Source organism: Teredinibacter turnerae T7901, from assembly GCF_000023025.1.
GTDB lineage: Bacteria > Pseudomonadota > Gammaproteobacteria > Pseudomonadales > Cellvibrionaceae > Teredinibacter > Teredinibacter turnerae_B.
In genome coordinates this window covers 4,606,551-4,631,180 of record NC_012997.1, presented here as the reverse complement: position 1 = coordinate 4,631,180, position 24,630 = coordinate 4,606,551, and the positions used below count along the sequence as shown (strand labels likewise).

General features: G+C 48.5%; 20 protein-coding genes. 11 read left to right on the top strand and 9 right to left on the bottom strand.

The window, feature by feature from the left end; translation table 11 throughout:
• Positions 1-23 precede the first annotated feature (23 nt).
• The 3 genes from TERTU_RS18585 to TERTU_RS18575 all read left to right on the top strand — a co-directional run bounded on the left by TERTU_RS18585 (position 24) and on the right by TERTU_RS18575 (position 5,751).
• On the top strand, positions 24-4,145 hold the full coding sequence (locus TERTU_RS18585) for a DUF637 domain-containing protein (protein ID WP_015817442.1): 4,122 nt from the start codon (positions 24-26) through the stop codon (positions 4,143-4,145).
• Positions 4,146-4,168: 23 nt separating this feature from the next.
• Positions 4,169-4,609, top strand: coding sequence for a hypothetical protein (locus TERTU_RS18580; RefSeq protein WP_143876303.1), 441 nt, complete (start codon positions 4,169-4,171; stop codon positions 4,607-4,609).
• Positions 4,610-4,764: 155 nt separating this feature from the next.
• Complete coding sequence (locus TERTU_RS18575) at positions 4,765-5,751, top strand: transposase (RefSeq protein WP_080516726.1); 987 nt, start codon at positions 4,765-4,767, stop codon at positions 5,749-5,751.
• Between the two features lie 232 nt (positions 5,752-5,983).
• Here TERTU_RS18575 and TERTU_RS18570 read toward each other — a convergent pair whose 3' ends face one another.
• Positions 5,984-6,466 (bottom strand): winged helix-turn-helix transcriptional regulator, encoded by a 483-nt coding sequence (locus TERTU_RS18570; protein WP_015819796.1) that lies wholly within the window; start codon positions 6,464-6,466, stop codon positions 5,984-5,986.
• A gap of 64 nt (positions 6,467-6,530) precedes the next feature.
• On the opposite strand from TERTU_RS18570, the gene TERTU_RS18565 reads away from it, so the two are divergent.
• The 6 genes from TERTU_RS18565 (at position 6,531) to TERTU_RS18540 (ending at position 11,926) form a co-directional block, all read left to right on the top strand.
• Positions 6,531-7,772: a beta-ketoacyl synthase N-terminal-like domain-containing protein gene (locus TERTU_RS18565; protein ID WP_015819379.1), complete on the top strand. Its 1,242-nt coding sequence runs from the start codon at positions 6,531-6,533 to the stop codon at positions 7,770-7,772.
• 525 nt (positions 7,773-8,297) lie between these two features.
• Positions 8,298-8,984, top strand: coding sequence for a TorF family putative porin (locus TERTU_RS18560; RefSeq protein WP_015817664.1), 687 nt, complete (start codon positions 8,298-8,300; stop codon positions 8,982-8,984).
• A 94-nt stretch (positions 8,985-9,078) separates the two neighbouring features.
• Positions 9,079-9,417 carry a P-II family nitrogen regulator gene (gene glnK / locus TERTU_RS18555; RefSeq protein ID WP_015817207.1) on the top strand — a complete coding sequence of 113 codons (339 nt, stop codon included), beginning with the start codon at positions 9,079-9,081 and terminating at the stop codon, positions 9,415-9,417.
• Positions 9,418-9,458: 41 nt separating this feature from the next.
• Complete coding sequence (locus tag TERTU_RS18550; RefSeq protein WP_015818672.1) at positions 9,459-10,742, top strand: ammonium transporter; 1,284 nt, start codon at positions 9,459-9,461, stop codon at positions 10,740-10,742.
• A 341-nt stretch (positions 10,743-11,083) separates the two neighbouring features.
• Entirely contained in the window at positions 11,084-11,422 is a 339-nt protein-coding gene (locus tag TERTU_RS18545; RefSeq protein ID WP_015818147.1) for a P-II family nitrogen regulator, read from the top strand.
• A gap of 267 nt (positions 11,423-11,689) precedes the next feature.
• Positions 11,690-11,926: a hypothetical protein gene (locus tag TERTU_RS18540; RefSeq protein WP_015817954.1), complete on the top strand. Its 237-nt coding sequence runs from the start codon at positions 11,690-11,692 to the stop codon at positions 11,924-11,926.
• A gap of 47 nt (positions 11,927-11,973) precedes the next feature.
• Here the strand turns inward: TERTU_RS18540 and TERTU_RS18535 are convergent, their stop codons facing one another.
• The 6 genes from TERTU_RS18535 to TERTU_RS18515 form a co-directional block, all read right to left on the bottom strand.
• Complete coding sequence (locus tag TERTU_RS18535) at positions 11,974-12,657, bottom strand: DUF484 family protein (protein ID WP_015819577.1); 684 nt, start codon at positions 12,655-12,657, stop codon at positions 11,974-11,976.
• Positions 12,654-13,484, bottom strand: a complete 831-nt coding sequence (gene dapF / locus TERTU_RS18530) for a diaminopimelate epimerase (protein ID WP_015819049.1) — start codon at positions 13,482-13,484, stop codon at positions 12,654-12,656. Before dapF ends, TERTU_RS18535 begins: the two co-directional genes overlap by 4 nt.
• Positions 13,484-14,749, bottom strand: a complete 1,266-nt coding sequence (gene lysA / locus TERTU_RS18525; protein WP_015820531.1) for a diaminopimelate decarboxylase — start codon at positions 14,747-14,749, stop codon at positions 13,484-13,486. The genes dapF and lysA overlap by 1 nt, the downstream gene beginning before the upstream one ends.
• Positions 14,750-14,758: 9 nt before the next feature.
• Entirely contained in the window at positions 14,759-14,932 is a 174-nt protein-coding gene (gene lptM, locus TERTU_RS21880; RefSeq protein ID WP_143876302.1) for an LPS translocon maturation chaperone LptM, read from the bottom strand.
• Positions 14,933-15,267: 335 nt separating this feature from the next.
• The gene (locus TERTU_RS18520; RefSeq protein WP_041590330.1) at positions 15,268-15,678 is read right to left on the bottom strand and encodes a hypothetical protein; all 411 of its coding nucleotides are present in this window, start codon (positions 15,676-15,678) and stop codon (positions 15,268-15,270) included.
• A 104-nt stretch (positions 15,679-15,782) separates the two neighbouring features.
• Positions 15,783-16,145, bottom strand: a complete 363-nt coding sequence (locus tag TERTU_RS18515; RefSeq protein WP_015819824.1) for an MGMT family protein — start codon at positions 16,143-16,145, stop codon at positions 15,783-15,785.
• Between the two features lie 382 nt (positions 16,146-16,527).
• Between TERTU_RS18515 and TERTU_RS18510 the strand changes: the two genes are divergently transcribed.
• The gene (locus TERTU_RS18510) at positions 16,528-17,790 is read left to right on the top strand and encodes a polysaccharide deacetylase family protein (RefSeq protein WP_228378196.1); all 1,263 of its coding nucleotides are present in this window, start codon (positions 16,528-16,530) and stop codon (positions 17,788-17,790) included.
• Between the two features lie 673 nt (positions 17,791-18,463).
• Here the strand turns inward: TERTU_RS18510 and TERTU_RS18505 are convergent.
• The gene (locus tag TERTU_RS18505) at positions 18,464-19,318 is read right to left on the bottom strand and encodes a heme oxygenase-like domain-containing protein (protein ID WP_228378195.1); all 855 of its coding nucleotides are present in this window, start codon (positions 19,316-19,318) and stop codon (positions 18,464-18,466) included.
• A 492-nt stretch (positions 19,319-19,810) separates the two neighbouring features.
• Here TERTU_RS18505 and TERTU_RS18500 point away from each other — a divergent pair, with 492 nt between their 5' ends.
• Positions 19,811-20,365, top strand: coding sequence for a TetR/AcrR family transcriptional regulator (locus TERTU_RS18500; RefSeq protein ID WP_015818666.1), 555 nt, complete (start codon positions 19,811-19,813; stop codon positions 20,363-20,365).
• Between the two features lie 396 nt (positions 20,366-20,761).
• Here TERTU_RS18500 and TERTU_RS18495 read toward each other — a convergent pair whose 3' ends face one another.
• Positions 20,762-23,953: a TonB-dependent receptor gene (locus tag TERTU_RS18495; protein WP_015819863.1), complete on the bottom strand. Its 3,192-nt coding sequence runs from the start codon at positions 23,951-23,953 to the stop codon at positions 20,762-20,764.
• Between the last annotated feature and the right edge of the window lie 677 nt (positions 23,954-24,630).

The following is a 24,630-nucleotide window of genomic DNA, read 5'->3' as shown; positions in this document are numbered from 1 at the left end:
AAACCTGGTAGGGAAGCTAAATTATGATTACGAAAAATATCAGAACGTTTATAGAAACCGGGGCACGAGGCGTGATAAATATAAAAATGTTTTTATGCGTGTTGCTTTCTTTTGGCTCGACCGTGTCACTGGCAAGCGAATATTTGGACACAAGCATACAAAGTGAGTTGCAAAATACCTACAGCTTTACGAGGGTGTTTGAATCGGATTATCTCTATCGTAAGGATGCAATTGTAGATGAGGTTGGCCCGCAATCCAGCAGCACCATTACCACTTTTCATCAGCGTTTGCTGGGGGGTAACATTGCCAAGTTGCCTTCACAGCAGGTAACCGATTGGATACCTATCGCCGGAAGCATCACATTCTTTATACCAAAAGAACGTACCGACTACCCGTTACAAAAAAGAGTGGGTGATAACTTTGTTCAGAGCCGTTTGGTGCGGAGTCAAATTCATTCGCAAACCGGGCGACACCTCTTAACGACAAATTTTTCCACCGAAGCGCAGCAAATAGACACTTTGTATAACAATGCCTATGCTCTTTCACAAAAATCCGGTTTTTCAAAGAAATTCGGAGAGCGCCTTAACGACGAGGATATAGCGCCCCATGGATTGGATGTTATCTGGCCTGAATTACGCACCATCAGTGGTGAAGAAGTGTTGGTGCCTGTTGTCCATCTTGCAGGCGACTACTCGGTAGTAGGGCACGAAGTATCGTTTAGTGGCGAGCAGGCTACGTTTAAAAGCGTCAATATTGTTTCCGGCTCGATCACCATGCGTCGCAATGCTATGTTAGCAACCGCTGCCAATCTGGTCGTTAATGAGGGCGCAAAGCTCCTTGCCGATGGCAATTTAAATATGAATATTGGCGGCACACTGTTGAATACAGGTACTCTTTCCGCTAGTGACGCAATTAATATTACTGCAGGTAACTACTACCAAAAAACATTGGTACACCGTTTTCAAACGCACTATGGCTTTAATGAGCGGCTCGGCTTGGTTGCCAGCATAAACGCTACCAACGGTATTACCATAAACTCGATGAGTGACATCACCTTCCAGGGAGCAGAGGCTCAGGCTGGATCATCTATTGCCTTGACGGCTGCTGGTGATATTCGCATAGGTACAGTTACGCTTTCCAGAGAGGGGAGCTACGCCTACGCCAATTCCAGCTACTACACATCCGCATTGCAACACGTTCAGTCTTCACTCTCGGCTGGAGATAACATCGATCTTATGGCCGGTGGGCTTATAGAAGTTAATGCTTCTACGCTACATGCCGATGAGGGCCACATCAATTTGTTGGCCGGTTTGGGTATTACCATCATTGATGAGCAAAACCAGGAGCAAATGGTTGCTCACAGAGAATACTATAACCTGACCGAAGATGAATCGGCCTATGCGACCATAGCCATGCGTTCGGTGTTGGACTCTGGTAAGGGAGTTCGCATACACAGCGCCATGGGCGACATTACCTTGCGCGCCGCCGATATTACCAGCGAAGAAGGCACTTCTGTGTTGGCATCCGATGGCAGCATTAATATGCTAATGACTGTCGAGAACGATCACTACAGTTACAGCTCCATTGAAGAAAAACTTTTTACCATAACCAACAAAAGTCGTGGTCACAATCACGAAACCGCCATTCCCAATACTATTATTGGCGGTTTCGCTGCCGAGGCGCTTTATGGTGTAAAAGTACAATACGAAGGCAAAGATGGCCTCACCTTCGACGAGCAAATGAACGCTTTCGGAGATATGGAAGGCTTGGAGTGGATCGCCGAACTTCGTAACAATCCAGATATAGATATCGACTGGGAAAAAATCGAAACAGCTTATGAAGATTGGGATGAGTCGAATACGAGCTTAAGTGCGGCAGCGATGATAATCATTATGATTATTGTATCTGTATGCACCGCGGGTGCAGGCGCAGCTTTGGCTGCCACCATGACGAGTTCGGCGATTGCAGCAGGGGGAACAACTGCCGCAGTCTTGAACGCGGGATTCACCGCAATGATGAGTACCGCAGCGGCGGCTTCTGCAAATGCCACGGTTAATGGTGGTACTCCTGTAGAGATATTCGAATCGGGTTATGAGGCTGTGCTGAGTGAAGATGGCGCTCGTAGTATGGCTACGGCTATGGTTACTGCGGGCGCTATGTCAGCAATCAATTCGGAATTTTTTACAACATCTGAAGCTACTAACTTTAATCAACCTGTTTATAGCGATGCTGGAGTATTTACTGGATATACTCCTACGCTGTATGGACAGGCGGTGCAAGCCGTTACATCTGCAGCTGTGCAAAGTGGGGTAAGGGTGCTCTCTAATGGCGGAAATTTCGATGATTTTGAAGATGAATTCATTCCGCTGTTAGTTACTAACGGCGTAAATATTATTGGTGCAAATGTAACAGAACAAATTCTTTCAGCGGATTTAAGCGGTGCCGCAGAGTTGATAGCGTTGACCGCAACTCAGTGCCTAGTTGGCGCTGCTAGCGGTGATGCAGATGAGGGGAACGTTGACGGCGGGTGTGCCGCGGGCGCTACAGCGAGTTTAATCAGTCAACTTGTTGACTACGTATCGAGCTCAGATAGAGAAGAGCTTACGTTGAAGCAAGCAGAGGTTGCAGGTTGGTTAGAAGCCAATATTTCAAGTGATTCACTTTTGAATTCAGATTTTAAAGGGCTTTTAGATTCGGGAATGATTCCTCCTGAGTCGCTTTACTATGTTAACGAATTTCAAGATACCACTGCAGAATTAGCTCGGCTAACTGAGCTTCAAGTCGATACTTCTCGACTGATAGCTGCGTTGGGTGTACTTGTCGCCGGTGGGAGTGACGTAGAAGTAGAGATTGCTTCCGGTGCCGCTGTTGTTGTCGGGCAAGGTCAAGAAAATCTAAGTCAAAACAATGTAAGAAACGCTTCATTTATTTACTCTCTATTAGCGGAGCAAGAACGTTTGAGAGTATTGGCGACATCCCGATGGTCGATCGAGTCTATAGAAAATCAAGATATTTTAGATGGAATCGAATTTCCTGCCGACGCCACCATATCTGGAGCAGCTCTTTCATTTCTTTACAATATTAAACTACTTGAAGATGGGGAACTGTACATTTCGCTGCCAGAGCGCTTGGATGGTGAAGGTATTGATCTGGGTGAAGAGGGGTACATTGATTTTGCAAATTTAAGGCAGGTATCTTTCTCCGAGGGTGTAGGTGAGGCTTTAGACCAGTTTGAATACGATCTGAATAACTTAATAAACGATCCCAACATTACCAATGCTGATGAATTGCGCTGGTGGATGGAATATTTGAGAGTTAAATATGAAGAAGTTCAAGTTATTACAGACTCGTTGGAGATATATGCTGGCGGAGGTTTGGTTACTAGGTTTGGAGTTCGTGCAACAGATAATGTAGCGGGTGGAGTTTCCGGCCGAGTTTCTGATGCCGCTGAATATATGGCGCGTTCTAGGTCTGCATCCGAACTGGTGCAGCAGCTAGACGGGCTTGAGAACGCAGTAAAAGCCGTACTACAAAGTGAGCTTGTAAAAAACCGCAATTTTTTTAAAGGAATAAAGTCGAATCCGGATCTAATTGATCACTGGAAAAATCTGTATGATAACGGAATAGCGGAAAGTATCCGAACAAATTTAGATGCATTGAATGCTGTAAAGCAGGCTGAATTGAATGGGCTTGACGCATTGGATTCGCTTGAAGATGCGTTTCAGGTTGTAAATAAGGAAAGGCCTAGTTGGAATGAGATAAAAGCACTGTTTAAGCGGGGTAATGATTTTAATAAAAAGGCTAGAGACGAGGAATGGTACGAATTTTATGAGGTGCATTTGGAAAATGGAAAACGGCTAGATTCTTATGACCCAGATCTCGGTGAGATCATTTCAAGAAAAGCCACTGATTTTAATGTAATTCAATTGCCAACCTTTGAAAAATATCTTAGAGAGTTCGATTTAAAGTACGCCTCAGGGACGGTGATTCGATCCGACAAATATAGATTTGAGCTAGATGGTACTGAGCTATGGGGTAGCAAAATTCTTGAGGTTCCAGATGTGAATCAATATTCATACAGATTGCAAGAGTTTTTAGAAATGGCCAATCAATATAATGTGGTGATAAGGTTTAGGCCTGAATAGCGGGTGATAAAATGGGAATGAGCATGTTTGAGCAGATCAATTTTTGTGAGAGATTTTCTGAATTGTCTAACGCTTTTCAATCAGGAAATAGACTAGAAGCATTCGACCAAAAACTTGTAGAGCGAATCATGAGGGAGGTATCTCCCTACATATACTACAATAAAAAAGAGAGATGTTTTTGTGAAGATGTCGAGTTTACAAATGGGGTCGTCCATTTAAGACTTTCTTTAAAATATGCAATTACAGAGTGTATGATGGGCGCTTCTATTCAATCAACAGGAGAACGTTTCGGTGGTCCGCTAACGCGGGTGGCAAGAAAAATATATGAAAGTAAGGGTGCTGACTACGTTAAACTTAAGCATCCTAGATTTAGTAGTTATGATGAGTTGCGTATAATTGTTTCGCGCCTATACAATATTTTTGAAGATTTCTCGAAGGCTGTGATTGAGGCGTATGAGGGGTAATAAATAAGAAATCCAAACTATTGACTAATGTTTAGTATTCGTCTAAACAATAACGTCTAACATCAGAAACCATGACCACAAGCGGAGAAACTCAAGTCTGCCTCGATGAAACTCCGTTCTATCACTGCTACGTGCGGTGTGTGCGGCGGGCGTATTTGTGTGGGGAAGATTTTTCTACGGGTGAGAGCTATGATCACCGCAAACAATGGATTGTTTCCCGCCTTAAATTCCTGTCATATATTTACGCTATTGATATCTGTGCCTACGCGGTAATGAGCAATCATTACCATGTGGTGTTGCATGTGGATAAAAGCCGTGCGCAGAGCTGGTCGCGTACCGAGGTTGTTGAGCGGTGGATGCAGCTCTATAAAGGCGATATGTTAGTGAGTCGCTGGTTGAAAGCACCTGCAACATTAGACGAGGCGCAGCGCGATGCCGTCTATTTAAAAATCGAAACCTGGCGTGAGCGGCTGTTTGATATTGGCTGGTTTATGCGCGGCGTTAACGAAACTATCGCGCGTATGGCCAATGCGGAAGAAAACTGCAAAGGCCGTTTTTGGGAAGGGCGATATAAAAGCCAGGCGCTTTTGGACGAGGCCGCTTTACTCAGTTGTATGGCCTATGTGGATTTAAACCCGGTCCGCGCAGGAATGGAAGAAAGTCTGGATACCAGCGATTTTACTTCTATTCAGCAGCGCTTAGCTGAGCTTGCCAGAAAAAAACGACAACTTAAAAAGCATCCGGAACTGGCTGAGCGCACCGAAAAACAAGTTCGCTTAAAAGCGGATTTAAAATTGGATAACCAGCCAGAAGCACCGCTGATGGTATTTGACGGTTCCAGCCATACGGATGTTCATGTGGCCTTGCCCTTTACCGAGCAGGATTATTTGCGCTTAGTGGATGAAACCGGCCGAGTTTTACGTGCAGATAAGCGCGGTGCCATCCCCGATGCTATAAAACCTATCATCGAGCGCTTTGGCATAGACCCGAAAAACTGGCTCGAACACGTGCAGAATTTCTCCCGTCGCTACGGCCGCTGTGCCGGGCATGTTGTGCGCATGCGCGCGTATGTGGAGCGCTACGGTTTGCGTGCTGCCAAAGGGGTGGGTGTTTCTAGTTTCTTGTATAAAGGGTTTAACTAGCAGTTTTGGTTGCGCGCGAGATATATGAATACATGACGATATGAATCTATCGATGTTATCGTCTGTCATGCTCAACAAATATGACCCATGATTTTACTTGTTTTGATTTAGCTGACGAAACGAATTCGAAGCATCCTATGGGTATTGAAAATGCGAATACGCCATTTTTTATCGCAATGATGGTTCGGTAAGTACCCCAAGACGCCGCTTAATTGCTGGTTGTTTTTTGCCTTCACCGCTCAGGTACCTTAAGCCCATATTCCCGCCATTGTTGTGCTAACTCCGCGTTCGGGTGTGCGGTGCAATCGGTACTGCTCATGGGTTCACCGCAAACATCACACACCAGCGTTCCGCGTGCTTCATGACCGCATGAATTGTGGACGAAGGTCACCGGGCCCTGATTGTCGTAGATCCACTTATCCCCCCATTGAATCATCAGCCGCATAATTGGTGTGAGCTCGAGGCCTTTTGTAGTGAGTTCGTAGCCGCTGCGCGGCTTACCCGGTTCTTTAATTTGAATGATTTCGGCGTCTAACAGGGTCGTGAGCCGGTCTGTCAGTACCTTTTTGGAGATTTTCAGGTGAGTTTGGATCGCGCCAAAGGTGCTAACTCCGAGCTGGATGTCCCGAATTATCAGCCACGTCCACCACTCTCCCACGATATTCAGGGTTTGTGCGAGTGAGCATAGCTCGCTGCTAAAGTCTGTTCTCTTCACGTTGACATCTCAAAATTTTGACTCTATATTCAGTCTCCTAAAGAGACCATCAGGGTAAATACTAATGTTTCAAAGGCGCGTTGTCATCACCGGTTGGGGTATTGTATCGCCAATCGGGAATTCCCCCGAGGCGGTTGCAAACAGTTTGAAACACAGTCACAGCGGAATTGTCAGCATGCCGGAATACGCGGCGCTGGGAATGCGGTCGCAAGTAGCTGGCCTGGCACACACCGAGCGCTGTGAGGATATTCCACCAAAGTTGCGCCGGTTTATGGGGCTGGAAGCGCAGCTTGGCTGGGTGGCTGTTCAGGACGCGTTGGCCTCGGCCGGCATTGATGAGTCGTTATTGCACAGCGAGCGTACGGGGCTGATTATGGGTTCCGGTGGCGCCTCCACCAAAGATATTGTCGAAGCCGCCGATCTTTTGCGCGAAAAAGGTATTCGCAAAGTTGGACCGTACCGGGTAACCGCGACCATGACGAATACTGTCTCTGCGTGCTTGAGTACAGCTATGGGTATTCGCGGACTGAATTTTAGTATCGCATCGGCTTGCGCGACGTCCGCACATTCAATTGGGCTTGCCGCACAAATGGTGGCCTGGGGAGAGCAGGATGTGGTTATTGCCGGTGGCGCAGAAGCTGAACACTGGGCACAGTCCAGTTTGTTCGATGCAATGAAAGCCATGTCGTCCACGTACAACGACATGCCGGAGAAAGCGAGTCGCGCCTATGATAAGTCGCGAGACGGCTTTGTGATTGCAAATGGCGCCGGGGCGCTGATTGTGGAATCGCTGGAACATGCGCTGGCGCGTGGGGCGAATATTATCGCCGAGATTACCGGCTACGGCACCGCGTCTGATGGTGCCAGCATGGTCGCGCCGTCAGGAGAAGGTTCTGAGCGCGCGATGCGCACTGCGGCAGCGATGCATCGTTCTATACGTGCAACACCGATTGCCTACATTAACACTCATGCCACCAGTACGCCGGTAGGCGATGCCATTGAGGTTGCCGCAATGCAAAGAGTGTTTGGTGAGGACTTGCCGGCGTTTAGCAGTACTAAATCCTTAACGGGCCACAGCCTGGGAGCGGCCGGTGTGCACGAAGCGATTTATTCGCTCATTATGCTGCAGCAGGGCTTTATGGTCGCTGCGGCAAATATAGACGAGCTCGACCCAGAATTCGAAGGTCTGCCTTTAGTACGCGAATACACCGAAGAGCCGATGGAAAGCGTTATGAGTAACAGTTTTGGCTTTGGTGGCACCAACGTTAGCCTGATTTTTTCCAATTATTCCAATGCTACCCAATAGATTATGGTGCATCTGCGCACTTTAATCGCTCTCTTTGCTGCGGAGTGATTAAATTTTCGTAAACGATATTTTATTGCGCGCCCCAGTCAGACAAACTTGTCTGGCTGATGTGCACAATTATTCTCGACGTATTTTTAAATACCGAAGCCCCTCCCTGTAATGCTAACTAGCAATATCTCACCACATCGAAATCTGCTTAACGTGCATGGTGCGGCACTTTGGGAAACCTAAAAACCTCCTCCTGGAATATTGATTTTTAGCTTGCTCCGAGGAATATAACTCCATATTTGAAGCTATGTTCCTAATTGGTGCAAATGATGAGTGCACCAAATTGGAATATGCACTCATATTGTGCTTTCGGCATCTAAAATCACTTGTTTTGTCTTTAAAAAATGAGCTAACTCCTTGTTATAAATAGAGAAACCAAAGTTGGCGCAGTTAGTGCTAAAACCATGCAGGCTCGTCGGACTGGTGATCGACCAAGCTCAAAAAAAAGACTTAAAAAGTAAAATTTGGAGGAAACACATGAAATTTTCTAAAAAGATCCTGGCAGGTGCTGTTGCAGCTTCTTTGGCAGTGAGCGCGTTCGCTCCTATGGCGAACGCTGAAATTTCTGCGTCTGCTGGGGTTGCCAGTACTTACTTGTGGCGTGGTCTTGACCTGGGTTCAGGTACGCCTGCGGTATCTGGCGATCTGTCATACAGTGCTGGCGGTTTCTACACCACTCTGTGGGGTTCATCAGGTGACACTGGCGCTGGTACGGAGTGGGATCTGGGTGCTGGCTATGGCGGTTCTGCTGGTATGTTCTCTTACGACGTTAGCGTATGGAACTACATGTACCCGAACGGCGGTACCATGGAAGATCAGTACGGCGACCTGACTGAAGTTATAGTCGCTTTGGGCTTGGGCCCTGTGTCTTTCTCCTGGTACGAAAATATTGCAACAGAAGGTGGTGACGAATCATACCGTTATTTCACTCTGGGTTACGCAACCGGGCCTTTCTCATTCATGATTGGTTCACACACTGGTGACGATAGCACTGAGTTTACCCACCTGGATATTTCCTACGCGTACAACGATAACTTGAGCTTCACCTTTAGCCAGGTTGTGGATCAAGACGAGGTTCTTCTTGCTGATGGTGATGGTGTGAAAGGTAAATCCATCGATGACGACCTGAAGTTCGTTGTTTCCTACAGCTTGCCTATCGAGTAAGTTTTGTTGGCCCGGTTGTTAGCGTGTTAACGGCCGGGCAAGCATATCTATCAAGCAGCGCCGACGCTGCATAAACCATTAGAGGAGCAGTCCAATGAAATTAATTACTGCCGTCATCAAGCCTTTTAAGCTGGACGCTGTTCGTGAGGCTTTATCAGAAATCGGTGTGCAAGGTATCACCGTGACCGAAGTGAAAGGTTTTGGTCGCCAGAAAGGCCACACTGAACTGTATCGCGGCGCAGAATACGTTGTTGATTTTCTGCCTAAAACCAAACTGGAAGTAGCAGTAGCCGACGACCAACTGGACTCTGTTGTTGAAGCTATCAGTAAAGCAGCTCACAGCGGAAAAATTGGCGATGGTAAAATCTTTGTATCCAGCCTCGACCAAGTTGTGCGCATCCGTACCGGTGAATCCGGTGAAGAAGCACTGTAACTCATAATTAGAAAAGAGATTAAAATTTCCGGAGATCTGGTATGGAAAATGTTCTTTATGAAATGCAGTACGCCATGGACACCTTTTATTTTTTGGTGTGTGGCGCGCTGGTAATGTGGATGGCTGCGGGTTTTGCGATGTTGGAATCCGGGCTTGTTCGCGCTAAAAATACAACAGAAATTCTTACAAAAAACGTCGCGCTTTTCGCTATCGCTTGCACCATGTACCTGATCTGCGGGTACGACTTTATGTACGGTGGTGGCTGGTTCTTAAGCGGTGTTACTACCGTTGCTGGTATGGACGACGCAGCTGTTGCTGGTGTTGTTAAAGGTGTTGCGGACTTTAATGCTGGCGTTGAAGATGCTGGCTTGCAATACTCTGGTGCTTCCGACTTCTTTTTCCAGGTAGTGTTTGTTGCTACTGCAATGTCTATTGTTTCCGGTGCCGTTGCTGAGCGTATGAAGCTCTGGGCATTCCTGGTATTCGCTGTTTTCATGACTGGCGTTATCTACCCGCTGGAAGGTGGCTGGACTTGGGGTGGCAATTCGGTATTTGGCCTGTACGAACTGAGCTATTCTGACTATGCAGGTTCCGGTATTGTTCACTTGGCCGGTGCCGCTGCTGCGCTTGCTGGTGTATTGGTACTTGGCCCACGCAAAGGCAAATACGGCCCTAACGGTGAAGTAAACGCGATTCCTGGTGCTAACCTGCCTCTGGCTGCGCTGGGTATGTTCATCCTCTGGATGGGATGGTTCGGCTTCAACGGTGGTTCCACGCTGCAATTGTCTGGCGTTGGCGTCGCTAACGAAGTGGCTAACGTGTTTGTTAATACCAATGCTGCTGCTTGTGGTGGTTTGATTGCTGCGCTCATCGTAGCTCGCATCATCTTCGGCAAAGCTGATCTGACTATGGCAATCAACGGCGCGTTGGCTGGCCTGGTTGCTATCACTGCAGAGCCTGCTGATCCCACTGCGCTGATGTCTACAATTATCGGTGCCGTAGGTGGTGTGCTGGTTGTCTTCGCTATCCTGTTCCTCGACAAACTGAAAATCGATGACCCCGTAGGTGCGATTTCTGTTCACGGTGTTGTTGGTATCTGGGGTATTTTCGCGGTGCTGATTTCTGACTCTGACGCCACCTTCGTTGGTCAGTTGGTGGGCATGTTAACCATCTTTGTATGGGTATTTGTTGCCAGCCTGGTTGTTTGGATCGCTATCAAAGCAATCATGGGCGTTCGTGTCAGCGAAGAGGAAGAATTCGACGGTGTCGACCTGTCCGAATGTGGTATGGAAGCTTACCCAGAGTTTTCGGGTACTTCAAAGTAAGTTCTTAATTCATCAGGTTGCCACAGCCTGAAATCCTGACCGGAGGCCTCAAAACCTCCGGTTTTTTTATGCCTGGAAAATACCTCCGCATCAATTATTTGAATTTCTTGTTACTGGGGCGCTTCTCGGTTAGCTTCTTATCCCAGCAGTGCTGGCGCAGGTTTCCCGTTGGCGCAATTATCCCCGCCATCGGCCCCTTCAGCTCATTGCGCCGATATCATCAACGGCGTACACGTTTTACAAGCCTTCGCATAAGGTGTAAATTTGCGAATTGGTCTGCCGGAACCCGGCTTAAACCCTATAATTAAAAATACGAATAAGGTGCTCGTAAGGAATTTCCCATGAAACTAATCACTGCAGTAATCAAACCTTTCAAGCTTGACGACGTCCGCAATGCGCTGTCGGAAATTGGTGTTCAGGGCATGACCGTAACGGAGGTGAAAGGGTTTGGTCGGCAAAAGGGGCACACGGAGTTATACCGTGGCGCTGAATATGTAATCGACTTTTTGCCCAAAGTAAAATTGGAGTTGGTGTTGGGTGACGATGTGGTCGATCAGGCTGTTGAAGCGATCACCAAGGCCGCACAAACTGGCAAAATTGGCGATGGCAAGATCTTCATCACCAACTGCGAAGACGTTATTCGCATTCGTACTGGCGAAACAGGCCCAGACGCGGTTTAATTTTTGTCGCAGCGCTGAGCCCGTTGGCGCTGCGAAATTTCCAGAACAGTAACGAAAATCACATAGTTTCTTCGAACCTCCTTTCTTTCTTGCACGATCAAAATAGCTCAATCGGCTATCAATCTTTCTCTTTTAGAACAAAAAAAACTAAAAAAATCTGTTTTAAAGAAATGACATTGAAATCACTCTGGACTATAAATTAGCGGAATTTCAATTGGCCTGTCCCATGGCGTTCTTGAGTGTTGCTTAATTCTTGAGGGTTTATTTATGACGGATGAAGAGTTGATTGAATCGGATGAGTCCGAGGATGATGGCGGCGTAGATTTGGGTGATGAGTATCTCGCCTCTGATGGGGTAAGTAGCAAGGAGGCGGAGCGCAGGCGGCTACAGGCGGAAGTCGAGGCGTTTCTAGCGAGCGGGGGGAAGATCAATCAGATACCTGCGAACGTTGTCGCCGACCCACCCAAGAAGCCGGAATCCAATTACGGCGGCCAACCGATCTAAATAGTCTACTTGAAGCAGCCGCGTTTAGCGGCTGTTTTTCTTTGCCCCTACAAATACTTGGGAAGTAAGCGATTGAGTACTTCTGCTATATAGCCCAAAAACAGCGTTCCCATGCTTGAGCGATAATAGTTTGGATCCTGGTTGCCAATGGCAAGCACCCCTAGCGGGGAGCCGTGCTGCAATATCGCAACGGCTGCACTACCAACCTGCGGTGCATCGTCGTCGAACAGGAACTGGCACTCTTTCACATCGAGGCCTCCACTGACTGTGTTCATCGACTTCAGGCGTTTGCCAATGTAGTCGCGGGCGTCGTACACGGACGCGATACGAGCGGCGCTGGCGGGCGTGCTGCTGTTGCCGAAGATGATCAGGCGGGTATAGTGGATCTGAAATTCTTTGTCGAAGCTGTAGTAGAGGGCGTCGACCAGATCGCCAAGATCATTGCATTCGAGCAAGGCCAGCACCAGCCGCTTGGTCTTGTCGAACAAGCGGTCGTTCTCACGGGCGTTATCCAGTAACTGGCTGAGACGGTGGCGCATATCCATATTGCGCTCGCGGAGCACCGCGACCTGGCGTTCCACCAGCGAAACGGCCTTGCCGCTTTCATGTGGAAGTTGAAGCTCGCTGAGCAAATCGAGATGCCGATTAAAAAAATCGAGATTGGTTTTTAAGTAGTGGGCGACCTGCTTTTCGGTGAGGCGCTCTTTTTTATCCGTAATGGACTCGCTCATAGTTTAACCTGTCCATGAAATACAGCTTTGGCTGGCCCCGTCATCATAACAGGCTTTTCTGCGCCCTCCCATGTGATGCTGAGGCTGCCGCCGGGGAGATGAACTGCAACTGTAGTGTCGAGCAACCCGCGGACAATGCCGCTGACGACTGCAGCGCAGGCTCCAGTGCCGCACGCAAGCGTTTCTCCAACGCCGCGTTCAAACACCCGGAGTTTAACTTCTTGGCGGGAAATTAATTCCATAAAGCCGGCGTTGACTCGGTTTGGAAATTGCGCATGAGTTTCAATTTGTGCCCCCAGTGTTTTTACCGGGAAGCTGGCCAGGTTATCCACGAGCGTGACCGCGTGCGGATTACCCATGGAAACGGCGCTGATAGTAATTTCCATGTTGTCCAGCTGGAGCGGATATTCGGGCTGCTCGTGCGGTGTCACAAACGGAATTTGCGCGGGCGCCAGCACAGGTACACCCATATTGACCGTGACCTGGTTGTCGTCAAGCACATGCAGCCGCAACAGCCCCGCTGCCGTCTCCACAACAATGTCTGACTTCGCTGTCAGTTGTCGCTGCCGCACAAATACCGCAAAACAGCGAGCGCCGTTGCCACAGTTTTCTACTTCGCTGCCGTCGTTATTGAATATACGGTAACGGAAGTCTGCGTCTGGATTGTCTGGAGACTCAACAACCAGTACCTGGTCGCAACCGACACCAAAATGGCGGTCAGCCAACTTGCGGGCGCGCTCGGGTGTTATGGTGACTTTCTGGCTGATAGCATCGATCATGACAAAATCGTTGCCCAGACCATGCATTTTGGTGAACCGCAAACGCATCAGCTAGGGTCCTCGCTACCTAATAGCTGCTCACCGCGAACCAAATCGGCAAAGGTTTCGCGGGCGCGAATAAGGTGATGTTTGTCGCCGTCGACCATGATTTCGGCAGCTCGGGTACGGCTGTTGTAATTGGAGCTCATGGTAAACCCGTACGCGCCACTGGACATTAGAGCAAGTACGCTGCCTTCGTGGAGCGCTAATGCGCGATCCTTGGCCAGCCAGTCTCCGGTTTCGCACACAGGCCCAACCAGATCCCATTGCTGGGTGGGTTCGCTTTCTTCGGGCGCAATCACCGGAAGTACGCGCTGCCAAGCCTGGTAAAGCGAGGGGCGGATGTTATCGTTCATCGCAGCATCAATTATTGCGAAATTTTTGTGCTCAGTTGGCTTTAAGTAAAGCACTCGGGTGAGTAGTACGCCGGCGTTCGCGACGATTGAGCGCCCGGGCTCGAACATCAGTGCGACCGCGCGATCACCGAGTTTGGCAATAACCTGCCCGACATAGTCTGCGGGCGAAGGGGGTTGCTCGTTGTTATAGGTTACGCCCAGGCCGCCACCGAGATCCAGATGGCGGATAGTGATGCCTTCTTCCGCGAGCTGATCCATCAGCGCCAGGACACGGTCCAGTGCATCCATAAACGGGGCTAGCTGAGTTAACTGGGAACCGATATGACAATCGATCCCAACCACGTCGATCCCATCCAGGCTGGCCGCCCGACGGTAGACGTCAAGTGCTGTCTGAATATCAACGCCAAATTTGTTTTCTTTCAGGCCGGTGGAAATATAAGGGTGGGTGTTGGCATCCACGTCCGGGTTAACCCGCAGGGATACACGTGCCGTAGTACCCATCGCTTGCGCAACCTGCGCAAGTGTTTCCAGTTCCGCTGCCGATTCCACGTTAAAGCAGGCAATCTGCTGTTGCAGCGCGAAGCGCATCTCCTCAGCTTTTTTACCTACACCGGAGAAAATCACACGATCGGCGCTACCGCCGGCGGCGAGTACCCGCTGAAGCTCACCCTGAGAAACGATATCAAAGCCCGCGCCTTGTTGCGCAAGCACCTGAAGCACCGCGAGGCTCGAGTTAGCCTTGACTGCGTAACAGATCATACCAGGGTGCGCGCCGAGCGCACTGGCGTAGGCCTGGTAGGATTGTTCAATGGATGCGCGGCTGTACACGTAGCAGGGCGTGTCGTAAGTATCGGCGATAGCGGAGAGTGTACAACCCTCCACCGTGAGCTGATTATCGTTGTAACTGAAGTGCGCCATGGTATCTATTTATTCCTGAGCCGATGCGTTGCTTGTATTGGTGACTTCACTGGTGGAGCTTGCTGGGGCCTCGTCAGGTTTATCTGGAAGTCGTAACGGGCCGCTCTGACCGCAAGCCAGAAGCGTGCTAGTGGTTGCTGCCAACAGGACGAAACGAGTCCAGGCGGCGAAACGGTCAAGCATGGTTGGGCTCCCTGTGCCAGATTGCTAAAACAGGCGAGTATATAACGGATCGCGGTATCCGCCTAACTCAATCACCGCGAGAAAGCAGGTGCCAAGGGTAATCCGGAATTCCACTGGAAAACGCATAAACGCTTAGCGGAAAGTCTATTTGAAAACGCGACGGCTCAAAGCCCTGCGAGCTTATCGGTAACTTGCAAGCGGTTCTTCGCCGAAATGTTTGATTAAGAGGAGGGGCGTGGTATCACTTCGTTTAAGACTGTTACATTTTTTTGGGTTGGGAGTGGCCGCTAAAGCGGGCGGCCAACCATCCTTACTCAGACATGAGGTTTGTTCGCTTACAGGTAGTTGCCAAGGTCCTCTTCCATGATTTTACGGGGCGCGCCGGCATTTTCGACTTGCTGGGTTTTGGTTTTACAGTCGCGCGCGCGTGCGGCATCTGCATAGGCATTGTGAGCGAGAACATACCCGACAGTAGCGACTGTCTCCACGACTAGTTGACGTCCTATCGCAAACAGCACAGCTTTACATTCGTCGCCCCCGCATTCGCCAACTGTTGCTGGCAGGTTTCCCCCACTGCGGTCTTGCAGTATCACCAGCCCTTGGCCGGGTGTTGGATCGGGTGCAAGTGTCGCATAGGCCGTCGCTGTGCCGCACTCTTGGTCAACTATGACTCGGGTTTTCGGTGATACAAAAACGCATGCGTTGAGCGTTGGTAACGCAGCTAAAGCCAGGAAGAGTTTTTTCATTGTAAAGCCCTCTGTAGCGCTTACCGCTAGTGTACACACAGGAGCGAGTCGAGAGGGGCGGCCGCAACAGTCTGTTACAGAGAGGCCTGTTAGTGCGCAGTCGGTTATCCAGTGTTGAGGGACTGCAATTCAGCCTCGATCAAAAACAGCTCATCGAGCGATGGCTGCCAGCCAAAATTTTTAAGGACGACGCGATTTTTTTTCACTGCGACGCCCTCTTGTTCAAGGTGGGCCGATTGGCGACGTGCGGTTTCACTCGCCTCCGGAAACGCCAATTGTCCATTGGAGCGCAACACACGGAACCAGGGTAGAGGCGTTGGCGACATGCCAAGCACGCGCCCCACCAGTCTAGCGCGGCCGGGGAGCCCGGCAAGTTGGGCGATCTGTCCGTAACTGGCAACCTTGCCTTTTGGAATTAATCGTACACAGAAAAAAATAGCCGAGTGAGACGCGTTTTCGTTAGACAAGGTAACTCCCGTTATTGTGCCGCCATAAAAATGGCTTATGTCGCAAAAAATAGTTTAAACGCATACAAGTTTGTTTGGTGATTTTTTATGGCGTAAATTTGTGTATATAAAGTTGACAGTGCAGTCGGCGCCTGGATGTACCGTTGCGTCTAAAATAACCCTATTTCCACCAATTGGGGTAATAAATTTCCTATTGGATAATGTAAAATAATTCGCCATCTAAATTAATAATAAAAAAACGTCAATCATATTTTAATTTCAAGATATTACACTCCTGTTTTTCACATTTCTTAAGTTCAAAAATATTCCTTAATTTCGTAATTTGATCACGGGAATAGTAGCGCTATTTGTTAGTCTGCTTTCGCCAAAGGGCAGTCGCCCTTTGGCTTACCAATTGATGGAATATCTAAACAAGGAAATAGTTATGAAAATTAAACAATTCGCAGTTGGCTGTTTGGTCGCTTTATTGGGGGCTGGCGCGGCCTCCGACGTGTTTGCTGCTTCGGAGGTGATTTCAGCTGAAATTTTTAACGATGTAGAAACCGAATGGAGAGAAGCGGTCACTGGCAGCGCAGATGCAAATTTTTCAGTAATAAATAAGCATTTGCGGGTGGAAGTGCAGACTCCAGGCGATCTATGTGAAGATGTCATCTACTACCTGCCGAATCAACCAACCCAGGGTGGTCTGCTCGAGTTTTATTTTTCGGCGTGGTCGGACACTGAGGGCGCTGAGGTAAAAGTTGTTTTTTTTGATGAGGAGGAGGCTGATATAGTTTACGGTCATAGCTATGTGTTAACTTCAGAGTCATCATACTATCGATTCTTTGGTGAGCCTGCTGACTATGTCTGGGGCGATAGCGTTAAGATACAGTTTTGCTTCGGTGGCGGCGTTCCTTCGGTTATACACATCGACGATATTGTTTATGCTTTTGAACTGGACCCCTGGAATTGGAATATTGATACGATTGTCTCTCTTCGAGGACTTGAGCCTACCTATGAGAGTATGGCCAAGACGAGCGAGGTTGTCGCTGCTGCCAAGCGCAATCGCGCCAAACTTGCAATTGGTATTCAGGGCCGTGACTTGATTGACGATGGGAGCCCGGAAAAAAACGCCTTTTTAACCTATTTAGCTGAACTAGTGGCCGATAGTGATATTGAATTGTGGAACAATGGTTGGAATGGCTTTCGCTCTGGCGCGCAGACAGAGTACGACGGCACCCCAAAAAAACATCAGCGTGAGTCCATTTTGGATACCAATACGCTGGCTAAAGCCAAGTTAGGATTGGAGTTTAAAACGTTCGGTGCTCCGTACGCACGCAACGATCAAACTACATGCGATGTTATTGAGCAATTTAGCACAATGCCGATCATGCTAATGCCAAAGGAGTGTGACGATCATGGGGATTACGAGATTCGGTTGACTAACAAGATTGGGATTGGGGAACTTCAAAACGAAGTGGATTTCGGCTATTTTTTAACGCAGTACTTTGATACGGTTTATCACACGCCAGATCATATTGTAATTGATGGTGATATAAGTGGTTGGACATCGCGAGACGTGATGGAATTCGAAAAAATTCTCGATTTTATTGTTCCAGTCTACGGCTCCGATACGCCCTACGGTCATTATCTGAAATTCCACTAGATTTATTGTTTAATTTTTAAACAATCAAAAACAGCCCGCAGTTCAGGGGCTGTTTTTGCGTTTAACTTGATTTATTAAATACAAATTCGGCCAAAAGTTAATGAGAATATCACAGCTATACGGTGTGAAGTCTTACTCCCGTCAGTATCTGTAGGGTTTTGCAAGTAAGGTTTATAAGCGCTTGTTTTACAAGACGTATTGCGACATAAATATTTAGAAAGAAGAAATTTTACGAGAAAAAGTTTTTCGAGAGAAAACGTTCGAATGCCACCCTCTCGTTTATGCTCGATCAACGAGCTTGCGATTATTGGAGCCTTTGAGTCAGATACAGGATTTACGAGGAAGCGGGCGATATTTACTCCCAATCTGGTGCCCATCAGTAGTTGTCGCTTAGGGTCGCGAGCGACGCGCGATAAATGCTGTTAGTGTGGCCAGACGATTGTTGGCCAAAGCAGGTTAAGCAGAGGTTCCTATATTAGCAAGTTCTCACGAGCGTTGGTCCAGCGCGCGTTATAAGCCAGAAGCCGTATTCGGCCAGCTGTCGGGCTGGCCGGGACGGTCTGACTGGTGGCGGCTTGACCTAAAGAGGCTCTCCAAAACCGCGGTCGCGGGGATTACTCTTATTGGTGATATCGGTGACTAATCGTGCGGCTCCAGACCAAATTAAACCCGCTTACGCGGTCTGTGCATGCACTGTTTCAACATGCAACGTATGGCAATCCCAAAATGTGTGCCACAAATCCAGGTAGGTATCCGCCTTTTGCTGAAGATTTTCCCAATCTTCAGGAAGTACAGCCTGCTGTAATGCGAGCCAGAGATCGTCCTGATGATCATCATCTGCGGCGTTAGTCTCCTTGGAATCACTGGTTCCATGAACATGATAATAGCCCTTGCTCACGTCAAATCCGTGAACTTTAAGCGCCTCGCGTAAGGCGGCGCTGAAGGTAATAACCTGCTGCTCGGCAACGGCCAAAAGAATAACCACTTCTTGATAATGGCCAAAACTGGCGGTTAAATAATTATTTAGGGTTTGTGCCGATTCTGAGGGGTGATACAGTTCCCTCGCCGAGGCTGTGATGTCCAGTGAGTCCAACACCTTTTCGAAGAGCGGGTAGTGAGCATAAATGGGAGAACCTGTATAGTATCCCGTGGCGCCTACGTCAGGTGTGAATCCAAATTCATCAAGAATATTCAATGTGAGTAAAAAGCGGGGGGCTTGCTTGCTGCCGGGTGGCAGGCGAGGTTCCAGCTGGCGCGTCTGGAATTGCGCCATCAACAGTGCATCAGTGAACAGTTGAACAATCGCATGCCGGTATTCTAGATGGATGGTCTTGAGCTGCTCAATATCGATCATGCCGGATTCCAGCTGAGCGAGTATTGGATGTTTAAGTAAGGGGTGTTTGGCGACCTTGCGGCGAATGGTCTCGATTATGTTGCCGTTTTCCATCCAGATGTTCGCGTCGACACTTGCTTCCATGTTGGCGCGTGCTTGTGCTCTTGGGGCTAGGGAGGGGGTAGGTGTGATCATACTCGGCTTTCCTTTTTGCTTTTTTTGGGTGTGAGGTATCAACAGCCAGTTGATACCGGTTTAATAATTCCATTTACGACAACCTGCGCGATCTACTGTGCAGTTCCGGTTGCTTTAATTATTTTTTTGTTAAGCAGCTATTGTGTAACGCAGCGGCTAATTCAAGTGGCTTTTAAACCAGGCAGCCACTAAGTCAAGTAATTGTGCCATTCACGCAATCTTGCGAAATTACTTGGGAAAAATTGTTACACTATTTTCTGTCCAGGTAACATTTGGACATAATGCAAAATAGCGTTGCACTGTTTTGGCTCTCGCGAGCACTTGGTTCTGGTGTTAAGGTATTGTTCGTTTGCAGTTCGGAGTTTTTTATTCTGCTGGAATCGCGAATTAATTATTATGTACCGCGATCCCTGCTCTCGTTATGGGTTTACCCCGCACCGGTGGATTCCGGCTAATGCAGTACTCCATTTCACAACTACGAGGGATGTTTTTGTGCGTAATCGAGAAGAAGAGATTTTGACAAAAGCCTCTGAGCTTTTTTCCCAACATGGTTTTCATGCGGTTGGTATAGACCGAATAATTGAAGAGTCCAATGTCGCAAAGATGACTTTTTATAAGTATTTTCCATCAAAAGATTCCCTGATACACAAAGTGTTGGAGCATCGAGAAGAATGCCTGCGCCTGAAAATTTTAGAACAGGTTTCGCATGCGCGCACGCCGAATGGAAAATTAAAGTCAGTTTTTGATTGGTATGATGATTGGTTTAGCTCGGCGACCTTTTATGGCTGTATGTTTATTAAAGCGTCAGAAGAGTTCCCGGATTCGCAAAACACCCTGAAAAAAGTTGCGACGACATACCGCATATGGCTCGCAGGCTTGCTTGAAGGGATTTTACGAGAGTTGGGTGCGAGAAATGCGAAAAAGCTTTCTGTGCTAACAGTAACGCTGTTGGATGGACTTACCGTCAGCTCAAATATGTATGTGGGTGATCAACGGCCAAGTACAAAAGAAGCGTTCAAGTACGTTAAGTCTTTAATAGCGGCTTAATTAACAATTTCTATTAACGGTGGGCAGTAATTAGGCCCACCAATTTATAATATTGCGCATTTGTTTTTGTATACATAATCTTTTCAGAAACTCTCCACTGCATTTGTTGCGATTGGTGCTTAAAACTCCTCTCATTTTCGAACCCTTCTAAATACTGTTACTGCTCGAATCCACCGCCGATAATTCATGTATGTCGGTGGTTGGCGGCTGAATCTATTTAATGTGGTTGTTCCGTGGTTTCCCCATGAACCTGCTTACTGGAGTTACAAAATCGAGATTTCGACATTTTTGTACACCTCCAAAAATAAAAACCCCGGCGGGGCCGGGGTTGGTTCAATTGAGATAGAGGGGCTGAATTACTCCCCTCTTCAGCGACTAGTCACTTGGGGCAAAAACCTAGAAGCTGTAACGAACTCCCAATTGATAGCGAGGAGACAGTTCTTCCAGGAAGTAAGTCATGTGCTCTGAGCGCTGGTACCAACGAACGTTTTCACCAGTCAGGTTGAGACCTTCGAAGAACACACTCAAACCTTCCATAATGTCGTAAGACGCGTTCATATCCCACTGTGCGTACTCGTCAACATACACCGGGTTGTTGGAGCCACCCTGGTTGGTTTGGCGCAAGAAGCTATCACGCCAGTTATAGGCAATCCGCATCTGGAAGCCATATTTCTCGTAGATACCTACGATGTTCATGGTGTCGCTCAGGCCCAACAGGGCGAACTGTTGCTCGCTTGGCAGTGCTAAATCATCGAAGCTGACATCGCCGTTAACCGTGGTGTAGTTCGCTTGAATACCGAAACCAGACTCACCGAAGAAGTGTTGCACCGCCCATTCAGAACCATAGATGCGGGCCTCTTTGTTGTTAATGGGGTAAGACGTTTGCCATTGGGCTTCTGGGTCTGCGGAGTATCGTGGGTGTTCGCTGTCAGTCATCAGACCGTTGACATCGTATTTACTTTCTACCCAGGTTAACCAGTTCGCAACAACAGGATTGCCGTTGTCATCGAGCACGTCATTGCCGTTAGCATCGACTGGGGTAAACTCCTCGAGGTTATTTGGTACGAAGTTATCTGGGTTGGAACACTCCGCCTGCAGTTGTGTAATTTCTGCGCTGCTGTAGCCTGCCATATAGTCCGTGTCATAGGTGGCACAGACGGCCGCGGCAAACAGCTGGTTTGCATCCGGGTCGTCATAGCCGAGGCCGGCGAGATTGGCATAGACCGCATTCATGCGTGAGTTTTCTCCGCCGACTGCGCTGGCGTCTACCATGCCATAGTGTGTTTCAACGGCTTGCCCGGTACCGATAAAATTATTTACCCGTTTTTCAAACAGACCGACAGATGCGTAGCTGCCTTCGTTGTAATACCACTCAAAAGACAGATCGAGGTTTTTCGAATCCAGCGGCATCAGTTCCGGGTTGTTTCGGTTTGCCGAAGGTTGAGCGCCGCGATAGCCTGTAGGGTCGGTTTGTTGGAAGTTGCTGGCACCGGCATAAAGGTTGCCATAGTTGGCGCGGGCGATAGTATTACTGAAGGAAAAACGCCCGACCAGGTTATCCAACAGTTCGATGTCGAAGTCGAAACTTGGCATCATATTGTTGTACTGGTGATCAATTGCGATAGGGACTTTATCTCCGGGTGCATATTCAGTAATTTGGAAATCGTTGTTACCTTGCCACACGCGATAAAGTGGGCGGCGTAGAAGCGCGGTAGACGTGAGATCGGTTTCTTCGTAACGCAAACCTGCCAGAATATGGAATGGCATATCTGCCAGTTCACCTTCCAACGTGAGTTGCAGGAATAAACCTGTGACCGTTTCCTCTACACGGTTATCTTGAGTAAAGTTAGGGTCGATTGCGCAAACCCAGTCTTGCTTCTCCTGGGTACCGTTAACACCATAGAGCGCTTCTGTTTGGCGGCAGAGGTCGACCATGTCGTTAGCGCGAATACCTGAGGTAAACGAACCGTCCATGTCGTAATCGTCGTACTGATCGGCGAAGTTGAACGTGGAGAAGGTACCGTCCGCAAATTCACCGGGGTAACTCACGTTCCAGTTGCCGAGGCTAACCTGGCGAGTGGATGCCTGTTGCACCATTTCGGTTTTGGTGTGATCGATGCCGAAATCGATAGCACCGTTACCAAAGTCGAACGAGCCGTCGAATTGGACTTGAGTAATATCCATGGTTTGCGCGGCGTAAAACACACGACCTTGCGCACTACCTGCGTCTTTTTCATCCAGCACGCCAGGTGTGCCCGGGGTGTTTGAATCTTCCAGCACAAAACTGGCGACGGGCAGGTCGCCGCTGAAGTCGTAGGTGTAGGCGGCGGATACAGGCGTACCGATCGATATTGCGATTTCACCTGCGTCCCCAGGGCCGGTGGGCATGTTCTCCATACTGGAGTCGTGCACGTCGAGCGCGAGTTTGAGGCTGTCGTTGGCTTGCCACTCGATATTAAACCCGACCGAATCCAGCTTGTTGGTTTGTTCGCGCAGCTGCTGTTCGTACCCCACGTCTTTATTTGAGGGTGAGTGCGTTTCCTGAATGAGTATCGGCGTTGCGACGGCGCTATCATCGAAATCTACGCGGGTGATTGAATTGCCGTTGGCGAGCCATTGTGACCATTCGCCGCGATGCTCCCACAAATGGTTTTCCGCGTAGACATAATCCAGGGTTGTTTCAATGCTGTCGGTTGGCGCCCATTGCAGAGTCAGCTGCGCATTGGTACGTTCGCGTTCTTTATCAGAGTATGCCCAGCGGAAGTCGTTCGGGCGTGCGAAAAGTTGTCCATCTTCGGGTTCGTTGTTAATAACTGCGTTTGGTGCAAAACCATAGAGTGGGGGACTTTCGTGATCCCATTGTGCGATATTCCAGTTGTTAGCAGCAGCACCTGCAGAACCGTAATCCCGTTCCTGGTAGCTCGCGGCGGCGGACACACCAAAGGTACCGTCGCTCCAACTCATTAAGCCGGATAGCTCTGGCGTAAAGTCATCACCAATGCGCACACTGGTATCGTGTACGGCTTTACCTGCGATGGTGTAGGACAACCCTTCTTTGTCCAGAGGGCGGGTTGTATTGATATTAACCGTTGCACCGATACCACCGGATGCCACAGTCGCACGGCCTGTTTTATACACCTGCACACCCGCGACACTTTCGGAGGCGAGGTTGGCGAAGTCGAACGCACGGGTTGCTCCACCAAAGGTACCGCCTGCACCACTGCCGCCACCATACGTGAAACCGGCTGGCATGGTACGACCGTTCAAGGTCACCATATTGAATTCTGCACCGAAGCCGCGAACGGTAATTTGTGAACCCTCACCGTTAACCCGGTCGATGGAAACACCGGTGATACGCTGCAACGATTCTGCGAGGTTTGTATCCGGGAATTTACCGATATCCTCTGCGGAAATTGCGTCGACAACACCCGCGGAGGATCGCTTGATATCCATCGCCTGTTCTAAACTGGCACGAATACCAGTGACGAGAACTTCCTCGATGTTTTCATTTTGCGCAAACGTCGGCATGGTAGCTGAGGCTGCCAAAACACCGACTATTGCAGTCGATAGTTTGCTTCTCATAAACATAGTGACTCTTACTCCTCGGTTGAGATAAAAAACGCTTTTTATTGTTGTTCCTGTTTTCGTTAGCCGCGTATGGCTGTCGGCCGCTTTTTTGGAGCGAAAGAAGCCCCAGCAGTGTTGTGTAGAAAACTGCTGAAATAAATAAACGGTATCTATCGGTGTTTATTTGTATTTAAGGGTAAATAGTGCGCGGTGAATGTTTACGGTTATATTTTTATTGATCGCTTTACAAACACACTTTGTAGCGCTGTTGCGTTTCCCTGCATTCGTTCTTATGTCGCAGCATCTTAATAAATAAGAACTTAGCGCAGCAATAAACGAAGAACGAATTCGGTGGCATACAGAAATGGGCATGCATCAGCTGGATTTATGGCTTTAGATGAGATGAACCTGTTAGCTTCAGGTGTGTGAAGAAAATAAAATAAGGTGTTACTTTGGTACTCAGATTAAGCGGCTAAACCAACGCATATTCCCACTGAGCGTTGATCGACATAAAACAGAAAAATGCATTGCTCCCGGCGAGGCGTTCGTTATTTATGTGCCGAAGCATAGCGGATGGCAGCCGTAAAAAATATGTGGGAGCGCATTTTATTCGCCGGGTAGCGAGTGGTGAAAACCGAGGATACCGCGGTGGAAATGTGGTTAAAGGTTGGCAGGTTGAATTGTCGGCGATAATTTCG

Bases quoted from the DNA above. Each gene is read 5' to 3' on its own strand.
- dapF (WP_015819049.1), bottom strand. From the start codon at position 13,484: ATGCGTTTGCGGTTCACCAAAATGCATGGTCTGGGCAACGATTTTGTC.
- TERTU_RS18535 (WP_015819577.1), bottom strand. From the start codon at position 12,657: ATGAGCGAGTCCATTACGGATAAAAAAGAGCGCCTCACCGAAAAGCAG.
- TERTU_RS18495 (WP_015819863.1), bottom strand. From the start codon at position 23,953: ATGTTTATGAGAAGCAAACTATCGACTGCAATAGTCGGTGTTTTGGCA.
- TERTU_RS18565 (WP_015819379.1), top strand. From the start codon at position 6,531: ATGTTTCAAAGGCGCGTTGTCATCACCGGTTGGGGTATTGTATCGCCA.
- TERTU_RS18580 (WP_143876303.1), top strand. From the start codon at position 4,169: ATGTTTGAGCAGATCAATTTTTGTGAGAGATTTTCTGAATTGTCTAAC.
- TERTU_RS18540 (WP_015817954.1), top strand. From the start codon at position 11,690: ATGACGGATGAAGAGTTGATTGAATCGGATGAGTCCGAGGATGATGGC.
- lptM (WP_143876302.1), bottom strand. From the start codon at position 14,932: ATGCTTGACCGTTTCGCCGCCTGGACTCGTTTCGTCCTGTTGGCAGCA.
- TERTU_RS18560 (WP_015817664.1), top strand. From the start codon at position 8,298: ATGAAATTTTCTAAAAAGATCCTGGCAGGTGCTGTTGCAGCTTCTTTG.
- glnK (WP_015817207.1), top strand. From the start codon at position 9,079: ATGAAATTAATTACTGCCGTCATCAAGCCTTTTAAGCTGGACGCTGTT.
- TERTU_RS18505 (WP_228378195.1), bottom strand. From the start codon at position 19,318: ATGATCACACCTACCCCCTCCCTAGCCCCAAGAGCACAAGCACGCGCC.
- TERTU_RS18520 (WP_041590330.1), bottom strand. From the start codon at position 15,678: ATGAAAAAACTCTTCCTGGCTTTAGCTGCGTTACCAACGCTCAACGCA.
- TERTU_RS18545 (WP_015818147.1), top strand. From the start codon at position 11,084: ATGAAACTAATCACTGCAGTAATCAAACCTTTCAAGCTTGACGACGTC.
- TERTU_RS18550 (WP_015818672.1), top strand. From the start codon at position 9,459: ATGGAAAATGTTCTTTATGAAATGCAGTACGCCATGGACACCTTTTAT.
- lysA (WP_015820531.1), bottom strand. From the start codon at position 14,749: ATGGCGCACTTCAGTTACAACGATAATCAGCTCACGGTGGAGGGTTGT.
- TERTU_RS18585 (WP_015817442.1), top strand. From the start codon at position 24: ATGATTACGAAAAATATCAGAACGTTTATAGAAACCGGGGCACGAGGC.